Source organism: Aeoliella straminimaris (assembly GCF_024054565.1).
In the GTDB taxonomy this organism is placed as follows: domain Bacteria; phylum Planctomycetota; class Planctomycetia; order Pirellulales; family Lacipirellulaceae; genus Aeoliella; species Aeoliella straminimaris.
The window spans coordinates 373,266-384,804 of record NZ_JAMXLR010000036.1 but is presented as its reverse complement, the minus strand read 5'-3'; the positions used below and the strand labels follow the sequence as shown (position 1 = coordinate 384,804).

General features: G+C 60.3%; 15 protein-coding genes. 13 read left to right on the top strand and 2 right to left on the bottom strand.

Annotated elements, in window-relative coordinates; all coding sequences use genetic code 11:
• The first annotated feature begins 193 nt into the window (after window positions 1–193).
• The 12 genes from NG895_RS10890 to NG895_RS10835 all read left to right on the top strand — a co-directional run bounded on the left by NG895_RS10890 (window position 194) and on the right by NG895_RS10835 (window position 8,436).
• Window positions 194–1,015: a DeoR/GlpR family DNA-binding transcription regulator gene (locus NG895_RS10890; protein WP_252852514.1), complete on the top strand. Its 822-nt coding sequence runs from the start codon at window positions 194–196 to the stop codon at window positions 1,013–1,015.
• 13 nt (window positions 1,016–1,028) lie between these two features.
• The gene (gene pduL / locus NG895_RS10885) at window positions 1,029–1,736 is read left to right on the top strand and encodes a phosphate propanoyltransferase (protein WP_252852513.1); all 708 of its coding nucleotides are present in this window, start codon (window positions 1,029–1,031) and stop codon (window positions 1,734–1,736) included.
• A 94-nt stretch (window positions 1,737–1,830) separates the two neighbouring features.
• Window positions 1,831–2,124: a BMC domain-containing protein gene (locus NG895_RS10880; RefSeq protein WP_252852512.1), complete on the top strand. Its 294-nt coding sequence runs from the start codon at window positions 1,831–1,833 to the stop codon at window positions 2,122–2,124.
• A gap of 43 nt (window positions 2,125–2,167) precedes the next feature.
• Entirely contained in the window at window positions 2,168–2,437 is a 270-nt protein-coding gene (locus tag NG895_RS10875; protein ID WP_252852511.1) for a BMC domain-containing protein, read from the top strand.
• A gap of 39 nt (window positions 2,438–2,476) precedes the next feature.
• Complete coding sequence (locus NG895_RS10870; RefSeq protein ID WP_252852510.1) at window positions 2,477–3,664, top strand: acetate/propionate family kinase; 1,188 nt, start codon at window positions 2,477–2,479, stop codon at window positions 3,662–3,664.
• A 27-nt stretch (window positions 3,665–3,691) separates the two neighbouring features.
• Window positions 3,692–4,000 (top strand): EutN/CcmL family microcompartment protein, encoded by a 309-nt coding sequence (locus NG895_RS10865; protein WP_252852509.1) that lies wholly within the window; start codon window positions 3,692–3,694, stop codon window positions 3,998–4,000.
• Window positions 4,001–4,097: 97 nt separating this feature from the next.
• Window positions 4,098–5,534 (top strand): aldehyde dehydrogenase family protein, encoded by a 1,437-nt coding sequence (locus NG895_RS10860; RefSeq protein ID WP_252852508.1) that lies wholly within the window; start codon window positions 4,098–4,100, stop codon window positions 5,532–5,534.
• 12 nt (window positions 5,535–5,546) lie between these two features.
• Window positions 5,547–5,810, top strand: a complete 264-nt coding sequence (locus NG895_RS10855) for a EutN/CcmL family microcompartment protein (protein WP_252852507.1) — start codon at window positions 5,547–5,549, stop codon at window positions 5,808–5,810.
• Window positions 5,798–6,061: a hypothetical protein gene (locus tag NG895_RS10850; protein ID WP_252852506.1), complete on the top strand. Its 264-nt coding sequence runs from the start codon at window positions 5,798–5,800 to the stop codon at window positions 6,059–6,061. The genes NG895_RS10855 and NG895_RS10850 overlap by 13 nt, the downstream gene beginning before the upstream one ends.
• Window positions 6,062–6,131: 70 nt before the next feature.
• Window positions 6,132–6,410 carry a EutN/CcmL family microcompartment protein gene (locus NG895_RS10845; protein WP_252852505.1) on the top strand — a complete coding sequence of 93 codons (279 nt, stop codon included), beginning with the start codon at window positions 6,132–6,134 and terminating at the stop codon, window positions 6,408–6,410.
• Between the two features lie 125 nt (window positions 6,411–6,535).
• A complete protein-coding gene (locus NG895_RS10840; RefSeq protein ID WP_252852504.1) occupies window positions 6,536–7,408 on the top strand; it encodes a class II aldolase/adducin family protein in 873 nt (290 codons plus the stop codon).
• Between the two features lie 86 nt (window positions 7,409–7,494).
• Window positions 7,495–8,436, top strand: coding sequence for a lactate/malate dehydrogenase family protein (locus NG895_RS10835; RefSeq protein ID WP_252852503.1), 942 nt, complete (start codon window positions 7,495–7,497; stop codon window positions 8,434–8,436).
• A gap of 11 nt (window positions 8,437–8,447) precedes the next feature.
• Here NG895_RS10835 and NG895_RS10830 read toward each other — a convergent pair whose 3' ends face one another.
• Together NG895_RS10830 and NG895_RS10825 are read right to left on the bottom strand one after the other, a co-directional pair.
• The gene (locus NG895_RS10830; RefSeq protein WP_252852502.1) at window positions 8,448–9,839 is read right to left on the bottom strand and encodes a sulfatase; all 1,392 of its coding nucleotides are present in this window, start codon (window positions 9,837–9,839) and stop codon (window positions 8,448–8,450) included.
• A gap of 108 nt (window positions 9,840–9,947) precedes the next feature.
• A complete protein-coding gene (locus tag NG895_RS10825) occupies window positions 9,948–11,057 on the bottom strand; it encodes an HD domain-containing protein (RefSeq protein WP_252852501.1) in 1,110 nt (369 codons plus the stop codon).
• A gap of 190 nt (window positions 11,058–11,247) precedes the next feature.
• Here NG895_RS10825 and NG895_RS10820 point away from each other — a divergent pair, with 190 nt between their 5' ends.
• Window positions 11,248–11,532: a hypothetical protein gene (locus NG895_RS10820; RefSeq protein WP_252852500.1), complete on the top strand. Its 285-nt coding sequence runs from the start codon at window positions 11,248–11,250 to the stop codon at window positions 11,530–11,532.
• Window positions 11,533–11,539: the final 7 nt, after the last annotated feature.

Here is an 11,539-nt window from a genome sequence, read left to right as displayed (position 1 = left end):
AAATCTGGCTGATCCACCGCTATATACCCCCTATACGCCGCTTTTCATCGCCTCCTGCTCTCAAATCCACCACTCAACGCCACATTACCCACACTACACTGACAATTTTCTTCCACCGAGACGCTTGATATCTTTCACAAATGGCGCATAATGGTGGCGTTTGATAGTCAGGTTGAGCCGCCCGGACGGATAGATGGTCAGCGAACGCAGGAAACGTCTACTCGAAATCGTTCGCCGGCAAGGGTTTGCGTCTCTGCCCGACCTCGCCGAGACGCTCAACGTCTCGGAGTCGACTGTCCGTCGCGACTTGGCCCACCTGGAGCGTTCCGGGATGGCCCGCCGCACCCATGGCGGAGCATTTTACGCGGGACCTTCACCGCACTTGTCCCACTTCAAGAACCGCCAAGAGGCGGAGTGGAGCAAGAAGCGGGCGATCGCTCGCGTAGCGGCCAACCTGGTAACGAACATCGATACTTTGCTGCTCGATGGCGGCAGCACCACTTATGAACTAGCCCGACTGATTGCTGGGCGTGCCATGCACGTAGTGACCAACTCGCTGCCGGTAGCCAACCTGTTCAGTTCACGTTCGGAGATCGACGTCATGCTGGTGGGCGGCAACCTTCAAAGCTCGGCAGGCGTGTTGGTCGGAACCTATGCCGAACAGATGCTGGGCTCACTGCGAGTTCGCACCGCGGTGATTAGCGCCGCAGGGGTGAACGAAACAGGGCTGTACAACAGCAACCACATGATCGCCAGCACCCAACAAGCCATGATCCGCGCTGCAGATCGGGTAGTCCTGGTTGCCGACAGCACAAAGTTTGGCCACCAGAGCATCGCGAAGGTTTGCGATTTGAACGATATCCACCACGTCGTGGTCGACAGTCAGCTCGACAAGACGTGGCAAGAGGTAGTAGTCAAGGCTGGCCTCGAATTGTCGCTGGCCGACGAATTGCCCGCCGACCAGCATGGCCAACCGGGCGATGTCGCCACGTCGCTTAGTGAATCTCCCCTTTGAAGATGAAACGTCGATGACCGCAGCAACTTTGAATCGTAGCGACGTCGAACGCATCGTTCGCGAGATTGTCCAACGACAATTCTCGTTCCCGAGCAACAATCGACAATCGGCACTGTCCGTCGAGCCAAAGCTCGTGGTGAGCGTATCGGCCCGGCACGTTCACCTGACGGACGAACATGTTGAAACGTTGTTTGGCCCCGGCCACACGCTGACCCCCGCCAAAGATCTGTATCAGGACGGATTCTATGCCGCGGAAGAGACCGTGATGGCGGTAGGTCCCCGGCGACGAATGCTGCCGAGCGTCCGAGTGCTGGGCCCCACTCGTTCGTTCAGCCAGGTGGAGTTGGCCTTTACCGACGGTATATCGCTAGGCATCGATCTGCCCGTTCGTCCCAGTGGCAAGATCGAAGGCACGCCAGGTTGCGTTCTAGTAGGCCCCGCCGGCGTGGTTGAACTGCCCGAGGGGGTCATTCGTGCCGAGCGGCACGTTCACATGAATAATCGCGACGCCGAGTTCTACGGCGTGAAGAATGGCGACCGCATGAATCTGCGGATCGAGTCGAGCTGCTCGATGGTGCTCGAAAACCTGCTGGTACGTGCCGACGACACCAGCAAGCTCGAGGTACACATCGACACCGACGAAGGCAACGCTGCCAACCTCGACAAGGCGGCCAGCGTTGTGCTGGAGAAACAAGAGCCGTGCCAGTGCAAGTCGCATTGATCGGCCCTGTGATGAATAGCGCCGACCAGTGTAGGGTCGGCGAATGGTGATGGAGCAAACGTAGTTTTCTGTTTTACAACGAGGACAACAAACGATGGCAAAGACAGTGGAAGCACTCGGCATGATCGAGACCAAAGGCTTCGTGCCGCTGGTCGAGGCAACCGATGCAATGCTCAAGGCAGCGAACGTAACGTTCCAATCGTGGGACAAGGTCGGCGCAGGCCTGGCCGCCGTTTTTGTGACGGGCGATGTGGCTGCCGTGAAGGCAGCAACCGATGCCGGCGCAACGGCCGCAGGTCGCGTGGGCGAAGTGGTCAGCGTGCAAGTGATTCCCCGCCCGCACGAAGACGTCGAGACGGTCATGAAAAAGGCCGCCCCCAAGAGCTAGAGCCAACTTTAGAATCCAACACAACTGATTGAAAGGTCTTACGATGCAACAAGCAATCGGACTTATTGAAACAAAGGGCCTGGTGCCGTTGGTGGAAGCAACCGACGCGATGGCCAAGGCGGCCAACGTCAAGGTGGAAAAACGCGTCGACCTGGGCGGTGGCCTGGTGACCACCGTGGTGAGCGGCGATGTCGGTAGCGTTCGCGCCGCCGTCGAAGCCGGTGCTGCTGCAGCCAGCCAGGTTGGCGAGCTGCTGTCCAGCCACATCATCGCGCGTCCGTCGGATGGTGTTATCTCTGCTTACTTCAAGTAAGAGGGAACCAGCCTACTCGTAACTGAAGGCGCGAGAACCATGAAGGTACTCATTGCGAACTTGGGCTCCACCAGCTTCAAGTACCGCTTGTTCGACATGGACGGCGAGCGCCAACTGGCTCGTGGCGGTGTGGAACGCATCGGCGCGGAGCAGAGTTCGGCCTTCGTAGAAATCGGCGACTCGCGACGCGAAATCACCATCGAGGCTCCCAATCATGCCGCGGCGGTCGAGCAGTGCCTCGCACAGCTCACCGACCCGAGTGAAGGGTGCCTGGCCTCGGCCGACGAAGTGAGTGCCATTGGCTTCAAGGCGGTACATGGCGGCCGTGCCCGAGGTGTCCGCCGTGTGGACTCGGACGTGCTGGCGGCCATGGAAGAAATGGCCACGGTGGCGCCGGCTCACAACCCGCCCTACACCGCGGCGATGCGGCAACTGCAAGAAGCACTGCCTCACATTCCGTTGGTGGCGGCGTTCGAGACGGGTTTCCACGAAACGATACCGCCGCGGCTGAAGCATTACGCGATACCGACCGAGTGGGCCGAAGAGTTCGGCATCAAGCGGTGGGGCTTTCACGGGGCGAGCCATCGCTACGTGGCAGGTCGCACGGCCGAGCTGACTGGCAACACGGAGCAGCGCGTTATCTCGTGCCACCTTGGTGGTTCGAGCAGCGTGTGTGCCATCCGCAATGGAGAAAGTGTGGCAACCTCGATGGGCATGAGCCCGCAGTCGGGGCCGCCGCAAAACAACCGGGCGGGCGACTTCGATCCGTTCGCGTTGCCACTATTGATGGAGCGAACCGGTACGACGCTCGAAGGAGCCTTGGGGTTGCTGGCCAGCCAGTGCGGTCTGAAAGGCCTCTCGGGCACCAGTGGCGACGTTCGCGACCTGGCGACAGCGGCCGACGCGGGCGACGAGCGAGCGAAACTCGCCCTGGACGTGTTCACTACCAGCGTGCGGCACTACCTCGGTGCGTACCTGGTGGAGCTGGGCGGTGTGGACGTGCTGGCCTTTGCCGGTGGCATTGGCGAGAACGGCACCCGGATTCGCAGTGCCATTTGCAGTGGACTGAGTGAACTAGGCATCGTGCTGGACGAAGAAAAGAACGCGGCGGCAACAGGCGAAGGAGCGATCCACGCCGCCGAGAGCAAGACGCAAATTTGGATTGTGCCGACCAACGAGGAACTAGTGGTGGCACGCCAGACCCGCGACCTGCTCGAGCAATCGTAAGTAACTAATCCACTAGAGGCGACGAAGATGTTTCTCGCAAAGGTCATTGGATCGCTAGTGTCGACGCAGAAAGTCGACACGTTGCGAGGCCACAAATTGCTGATGGTCGAGCCATACCGCGTCGACGCCAAGAAGCGAACCGAACTGGTAAGCGCCGGCCGCACGTTCGTGGCGGTCGACACCCTGGGCGTCGGCGAAGGCGACATGGTGCTCATCACGCAAGGCTCCAGCGCCCGGCTCACGCCCGAGACGAAGAACCTGCCAATCGACACGGTGGTGATTGGCATCGTCGACCGCGTGGTCGTCGAGCAGTCGACTGTCTTCGACCAGAGTTAGATGGTGACGAGTGGCGAGAGGCCGCAAGCCATGGTTTGCGTTTCAGCCGACACGCTCCCTGACCCCCGAATCCTGACTCCTGACCCTTCTAAATATCATGCAGCTTGACGAACAGACATTGCGAAACGTGGTCGCCCAAGTGCTGGCCGAGGTGGGCAACATTCCGGCTGCCACGAGCACGAACGGCTACTTTGGCCGCCACGGCGTGTTCACTTGCGTGGACGAAGCGGTGGCTGCGGCCAGCGAGGCGTTCGACCAACTGAGCCGGCGGACCATCGAAGACCGCAAACGCGTGATCGATCACATTCGCCGCATCTCGATCGACCAATGTGTCGAACTCGGCACGATGGAGATGAACGAGACGGGCGTGGGTCGACTCGATCACAAGATTGAAAAGCTCAAGACGCTGGGCGAGAAAACACCAGGCGTCGAGTTCCTGAAGTCAGACGTTTACAGCGGTGACTACGGCCTGGCGGTGATCGAACGTGCCCCGTTCGGTGTGATTGGCGCCATCACGCCGGTCACGCACTCGCTGCCGACCATTACGGGCAACGCCGTGAGCATGATTGCCGGTGGCAATACACTGGTGGTGAATCCGCATCCCAGCGGTAAGAAGGTCGCGGCCGAAGGCGTGCGTCGCTTCAACGAAGCGATCGCCGCCGACGTGGGTATCGACAACCTGATCTGCGTGATCGCCGAGCCAACGCTCGAGACGGCTGACGCCATTTTCCATCATCGCGACATCGCCTGCATTTGCGTCACTGGCGGTCCGATGGTCGCCAGGGCGGCGCTGAACAGTGGCAAGCGAGCCATCGTGGCCGGCCCAGGCAATCCGCCGGTAGTGGTGGACGAGACGGCCGACTACGACCGTGCGGCGAAGGCCATCATTCAAGGTGCTGCGTACGACAACAACCTGCTGTGTATCGCCGAAAAAGAGGTCTTCTGCACCGCCGCGGCCATGGATCCGATGATGGATGCCATGGAACGTGCCGGCGCCGTTCGACTAACACCCGCGGAGATCGATCGGCTGACCGCCGTGGCGATTACTTCGGTGGGCGAAGGCGAGCACAAGCACGATGTAGCGGCCAAGGAGTTCATCGGCAAAGACGCCGCCGTGCTGGCCAAGGCAGCCGGCCGCGACGTGCCCGCGGGCACTGAACTATTGTTCGGCGAGACCAGCGAGACGAACCCCTTCGTGCCGGTAGAGCAGATGATGCCTTTCGTGCCGTTCGTCCGCTGCCGCGACATCGAAGAGTGCATCGCCAAAGCGAAGTACTACGAGCATGGCTTCCGCCACACAGCAATCATCCATACCAACAATGTGCGGCACATGACCATGATGGGTCGGGCGCTCGACACCACGCTGTTCGTGAAGAACGGCCCCTGCATGGCGTCGCTCGGCCTGGGGGGCGAAGGGTACTTGTCGTTCTCCATCGCCACACCCACCGGCGAAGGCGTGACCACCCCGCTTACCTTTACCCGCGAGCGACGTTGCTCGCTGATCGACGACCTGCACATTTTGGGTCGCCGGTAGGAACAAACACCAATGCTCAAGGCCTCCGTTGTTGGAACTGCTACTTCCACCGTGAAGCATTCGTCGCTTGCTGGCGCACGAATGCTGGTGGTGCAGCCGTACGGTCCCGACGGCACCACTCCCGACGGCCATCCTCTGCTGGCCATCGACACGTGCTGCGGTGCTGGCACGGGTGACGAGATCATGATCACCAGCGACGGCCGCAATGCCCGCGAAGCTTTGAACTGCGATACGACACCGGTCCGTTGGACCGTGATTGGAATATGCGACAAGTGACACTCACCGACGAACAACTTGAATGGATCGTAAGCGAGGTCGTCCGTCGACTTCGCGCGTCAGGAGCAGTTCCAGCACCCACAGCCTCCACGGCGGGAACACTCACCCTGCCGGAACGTCTAGTAACGCTGGAGACGCTCAAAGGAAAACTCGGCGGCGTCGGACGGGTCGAAGTCGGCTGTCGGGCGATTGTGACTCCAGCGGTCGTTGACGAACTCAAAGAGAAGAAGATCGAACTGGTGAGAGGGTAACCAGGACTGGCAAGAAATTCTCTCATCACTTACTCACCCAATTACTTACTCACCTACTAACCTCAGCAACATGCGAATCGCGAAAGTCATAGGCAACGTGGTACTCAGTCGCAGCCATCCGAGCTTCACCGGTGGTTCGTTGCGGCTGGCGGTGCCGATGACGCTCGAGGAACTGACCACCGGTGCCGAGCCGGCTGGTGAAGAACTGGTGGTGTGGGACGAGCATGGAGCGGGACTCGGCTCGCTGATGGCCATCAGCGAAAGCGGTGAGGCGGCGCAGCCATTTCGCCCCGAAATGAAGCCCGTGGACGCCTATAATTCGGCCCTTTTGGATGAGCTAAAGTTTTGATGAGGTGAGTTGGTGAGTAAGTGAGTAAGCAGGACACCTACTCACGTACTAACCATCCCATCGCGGCTCCCTAAACCACACCAAGCAAGTCAGAAGAACCAGACACCCCCTACTAAGGCAAGACCATGATGAACATCCATCGGATGAAGCAGGAAATCTGCGAGATCGGAGATCGCATCTACAAGAAGGGCTTCGCCGCCGCGAACGATGGCAACATCACCTACCGCGTCAGCGAGAACGAGGTGCTGTGCACGCCCACCATGCATTCGAAGGGGTTCCTCAAGCCGGACGACATCTGCCTGATCGACATGCAGGGCAACCAGATCGCTGGCAGCAAGAAACGTTCGAGCGAGGCCCTGCTGCACATCGAAATCATGAAGGCCCGGCCCGACGTGAAGAGCGTGGTGCACTGCCACCCGCCCCACGCCACGGCGTTCGCCGTGGCCCGCGAACCGATTCCGCAATGCATTCTGCCCGAGGTCGAGGTGTTCTTAGGCGACGTGCCCATTACCAAGTACGAGACCCCCGGCGGCCAGGCATTCGCCGAGACGATCCTACCGTTCGTGCAGCAGACCAATGTCATCCTACTGGCCAACCATGGCACCGTGAGCTATGGCGAAAACGTGGAACGGGCTTACTGGTGGACTGAGATTCTCGACGCTTACTGCCGCATTTTGATCCTGGCCAAGCAGGTGGGTAACGTTTCGTATCTTACGCAGGAGAAGTCGCAGGAGTTGTTGGACCTGAAGCAGAAATGGGGCTTCGACGATCCAAGGCTGCACAAGGAGTTCGAAAATTGCGACATCTGCGCCAACGACATCTTCCGCGAAAGCTGGGAAGGTGCCGGCGTCGAGCGGCGTGGCTTTCCCGCGCCGCCAGCGATGGCTGCCGCTCCAGCCGCAGCGATCCCCCCTGCCCCACCGGCAGCCAGTGGCGATCAGGAAGCGCTGGTGCAACTGATTACCAATCGCGTGCTTGAAGCGTTGCAAAAGAGCTAAGGCTGCTAATTTGGCACAGAGGACCTTTCACCCCTTACACAACTAGCCAGGGGCCTGACGGCCCCCGCTCGCAGAAAAGTGGAACCATGAAAGTAAGCATCATTGGCGGCGGCGGACTGGTAGGATCGTGTGCCGGGTTTGCGCTGCAAACCGGTGGCATCGTCCGCGAGATCAGTCTGCTGGACGTGAACGCCGACCTGGCGGCGGGGCAGGCGCTCGATCTGCTACACGGCGGGCCGAGCACTGCCGATCAAGTGATCAACTCAGGCGGCTACGAACACATCCCCTCGAGCGACGTGATCTGCATCACCGCGGGGCTGCGTCGCAAGCCGGACGAAAGCCGTCTGGACCTGATCAACCGTAACGTCGACTTGTTCGTCACGATTCTCGACGCCGTGAAGCAGGCCGGCCCCAAGCCAGACGCGATTGTCGTGGTGGTCTCAAACCCTGTGGACGTGCTCACGTACCTGGCGGCCGATCGACTCGGGCTGCCGGCCACGCAGGTGATCGGTCTCGGCACGCAGCTCGACACGATTCGCTTCCGCAGCCTGATCGCTCAAGAGCTCAAGGCCCCCCCCACGCAAGTGAAGGCCCTGATACTTGGTGAGCATGGCGACAGCATGGTGCCGATCTGGTCGAGCGCTACGATCGCGGGCCTGTCGATCGACAAGTACCCCGGCTGGAATCCGAACCTGGCGAATCAACTCTTCACTCGTACCAAGGGTAGCGGTGCCGAGGTAATCCGCGGCAAGGGCGGCGCTGGCTTCGCCGTGGGCATCGCCATTCAGGACGTGATCGAGGCCATCGCGCTGGACAGTCGCCAGGTGCTGCCGGTCTCCAGCGTACAAAACGGTTGCTACAACATCCGCAACGTGGCTCTCTCGGTACCAACGGTGGTTGGCCGATGCGGCGTGGTTGACCGGTTCGAGGTCGAACTGTGGCCTAAGGAAATGCAGGGGCTGCGCAACAGCGGCAACGTGCTTCGTCAGACCGTCGAGACGGTACTGGCCCGCGTGGGTCGCGGTTAGAGTCAGTCTCCCTAACCACGAAAACGCTTCGGCGCGGGCAATGCATCGAGCAACGCCTTGAGTTCCGCCACCACGGCCGGGCGTTCGGCCGCCAGGTTCACGGTTTCGTCGGGATCCTCCTGGTAATCGTATAGTTCGTACTCGGCCGAACCGTTCGGAAGCTTCCACTCCACCAGTCGGTACCGCGCAGTGCGGACGGTTTGGCCGATTCGCTTACCGCGAGGATAAACCTGCACGGCCGACTCTCGCACCACGGTACTCGGATCCTCCAGCACCGACTTGAAGCTCTTGCCATCAAGCCCCTCGGGCGCCGGCAGCCCGGCCAGTTCGCAGATGGTGGGATAGATGTCCACTGTCTCCACCAACGAGTCGGCCGCCACGCCGTTCGCGACTCCTGGCCCCGCAACGATCAGCGGTATGCGGGTGGCCTGCTCGTAATTCGTATGCTTGCACCACATGCCATGGTCGCCCAGGTGCCAACCGTGGTCGCCCCACAGAATGATGATCGTGTCGTCGGCCAAATCGGTCTCTTGTAGCGTGTCGAGAATCCGACCAACCTGCGCATCCACGTAGCTCACCGCGGCGTAATAGCCGTGAATCAACTCTAGCTGCAGTTCATCGGACATCGGACCTTGCTTGGGAATGTTGCCGTATTTGCGAAGCTCGCCCCAAGTCGTCCGAGCGTATGGCGGCGCTCCATCGGGCGGAGTACGACGTGCGGGCAAGGAAAACTGCTCGCGATCGTACAGGTCCCAGTATTTTTGGGGACTGTTGAATGGCAAATGTGGCCGGCGGAACCCAACCGCCAGGAAAAAGGGTTGGTCTCGCTCGGTACTCAGTTTCTGCAACCTATCAACGGCCAGGTCGCCAAGCTGCCCGGCGGTGTAATCGGAGTCGGGCACGTCGGCTGATTCAAATGCCGGACCGCGTCGGCCGTCCGGCGACGTAGCTGAAGAGACCTTGTAGATCATCCCCGGCGTATTGGCAAATGGTTCGCTCCACGACCGCTTGTCGTTCTTGTTGCCATGGCCGAGATGGTAGATCTTGCCCATGCCCGCAGTCCGGTAACCGTGCTGCTTGAAGAACTGGGGAAACGTCACCGCATCGGGTGCGGACTTGCGAAAGAAGGTGCCCAAGTCGTAGATGCCAAGCGTCTGCGGCCTCAAGCCCGTGAGCAACGAGTTCCGCGACGGCGCACAGACCGCTTGGTTGCAGTACGCCCGCTTGAAGAGCACGCCGCCAGCCGCCAGCCGATCCATATTGGGTGTCTGCGCCAACTCGTCGTCATAGCAACCAAGGGTCGGCTTCAAATCGTCGACGCAAATCAACAAAACATTGGGAGCCGCGGCGGCACCGGAGCTGATAAGCACAAGCCCGAGGCAAAAGAGCAGTGGGTATCGCATAGCAGGTCTCAGCGAGGGGGATGGGGGTCGGGTCCATCGTACCACATCCGCCTGGTTGGGCTACAAAACCGAAGAGGTGGGACACGGATTTTACAGCTGCTCAATCCACTAATCCGGATCGAACATGCCCCCGAGGTCGCGAAGATAGTCGAGTGCCTCGTCCAGTTCGGGAGCCTCGACGCCTCGTTGGCGGCCGGCGCGATCGCACTCGCCCAGCAGAATCAGCTCCTCGTACCACTCGCACGCTCGCAGCCGCCGGTGCGCCCTGGCGCCGAGCGAACCATCGATGATCAGGTGGCAATGCATGTGATGCTCGATGAGCCAGGCAGTCCGCTCGGTAATGAATCCCTCAAGCGCCTCGATACCGGCATTCACGTGGTCTCGCGGGTCGATGCCTTTGCCGACGTCGTGCAACAGCGCGGCTGTGAGAAACTCCTCGTCGTAGGGCATCTCGTCTCGGGCGTGATCGAACACCTGCAGGCTGTGGTACAACACGTCGCCCTCGGGGTGATACCGCGCGTGTTGCTTCACGTCCTCCAGTGGCAGCAGCAGCGACTCGAACAGCCGGTAACAGTCAACGCCATCGTTAACCTCGGATAGCGCCGCCTCGATATCGAGGTCCGGGTACTCGACCGCGAGGAACTGCTCAAGCTGCGCGATGCTCGCCCTCTCGATTGCTTTGCCGGTAATCGAACTCTTGAACACGTAGCTGTGCTGCTCGGGAGCGTACATGGTAAGTTCGAACGAGAAGTCGCTCCGCACGTGGATATGCGTAAAGACCTGCTCCTCCCCAGCCTTGCGGACTTGCTTACGTTCGACCTGATAGCTCAGACCATCGCTGTCCAGCAGGTGGGTGATCGCCTCGGCCGAATCGCTGAACACGTGCAGGTCGATGTCCGATCCCTGGCGAATATGGCCCGTGAGTACGCTGCCGATGAGCCGCGGCCGGAAGGCCGAGAGCCGCCGCATCATTCGCAGGGCTGCCAGGCGCATCGCCTGTAGGTTCTCGGTGCGGGAGTCGCCCTCCAAGAGTCGCGCAAATGACTGGATGGCGTCGCGAATCTCGGCATTCGAGGGCAGGTCCGCCGGTTTCACCCAGCCTTTGCAGATGCGGCTGGCGGCCTTTTGCTTGGCTCGGTAGTACTCGGTTTCCTGCCGATCGTACATCAGCCGGGCGGCTTCGAAAGCGATTTGCCGCCGCAATTTCGAGTTTTTCACAGCTTGGTGCGTCGTAAGCCCAAGAACCGACGCGAGTGGGCGTATGCGAGAAAGAACTTTAGGTTGCTCTGGAGGACTATTATAGACTCAATCGCGATGGCGAAAAGCCCGATTTGTTGACGGTGGATGATCGGGAGGGTTACGATGCACTCACTATTTCACTTTCAGGTCGTAAACGGGGGCGTTTATCATGACCGACGAGAAAGTCCAACCGTCGAGCCAGGTCTACCTTCCGCCAGTCGATTGCCAATCGATTGCGACCGCGACCATTTCGGCCCGAATGCGTCTTGCGGTGCTGTCCGTGCCATCCGTGCACATGCTTAGTCACTTGCTGCGGTTCGAACAATCCACCGCACGTTCTAAACATCCGCTCTATCAGGTGCTCGGCATGTCGACCGTGTGTGGGTGGGCATCGACAGGAATTGGCTTGTTCTACGGAATACTTCAAGCGATAGCGCCGCGAGCTGAACTGTAAGGGAGAT

Bases quoted from the DNA above. Each gene is read 5' to 3' on its own strand.
- NG895_RS10890 (WP_252852514.1), top strand. From the start codon at position 194: ATGGTCAGCGAACGCAGGAAACGTCTACTCGAAATCGTTCGCCGGCAA.
- pduL (WP_252852513.1), top strand. From the start codon at position 1,029: ATGACCGCAGCAACTTTGAATCGTAGCGACGTCGAACGCATCGTTCGC.
- NG895_RS10880 (WP_252852512.1), top strand. From the start codon at position 1,831: ATGGCAAAGACAGTGGAAGCACTCGGCATGATCGAGACCAAAGGCTTC.
- NG895_RS10875 (WP_252852511.1), top strand. From the start codon at position 2,168: ATGCAACAAGCAATCGGACTTATTGAAACAAAGGGCCTGGTGCCGTTG.
- NG895_RS10870 (WP_252852510.1), top strand. From the start codon at position 2,477: ATGAAGGTACTCATTGCGAACTTGGGCTCCACCAGCTTCAAGTACCGC.
- NG895_RS10865 (WP_252852509.1), top strand. From the start codon at position 3,692: ATGTTTCTCGCAAAGGTCATTGGATCGCTAGTGTCGACGCAGAAAGTC.
- NG895_RS10860 (WP_252852508.1), top strand. From the start codon at position 4,098: ATGCAGCTTGACGAACAGACATTGCGAAACGTGGTCGCCCAAGTGCTG.
- NG895_RS10855 (WP_252852507.1), top strand. From the start codon at position 5,547: ATGCTCAAGGCCTCCGTTGTTGGAACTGCTACTTCCACCGTGAAGCAT.
- NG895_RS10850 (WP_252852506.1), top strand. From the start codon at position 5,798: ATGCGACAAGTGACACTCACCGACGAACAACTTGAATGGATCGTAAGC.
- NG895_RS10845 (WP_252852505.1), top strand. From the start codon at position 6,132: ATGCGAATCGCGAAAGTCATAGGCAACGTGGTACTCAGTCGCAGCCAT.
- NG895_RS10840 (WP_252852504.1), top strand. From the start codon at position 6,536: ATGATGAACATCCATCGGATGAAGCAGGAAATCTGCGAGATCGGAGAT.
- NG895_RS10835 (WP_252852503.1), top strand. From the start codon at position 7,495: ATGAAAGTAAGCATCATTGGCGGCGGCGGACTGGTAGGATCGTGTGCC.
- NG895_RS10830 (WP_252852502.1), bottom strand. From the start codon at position 9,839: ATGCGATACCCACTGCTCTTTTGCCTCGGGCTTGTGCTTATCAGCTCC.
- NG895_RS10820 (WP_252852500.1), top strand. From the start codon at position 11,248: ATGACCGACGAGAAAGTCCAACCGTCGAGCCAGGTCTACCTTCCGCCA.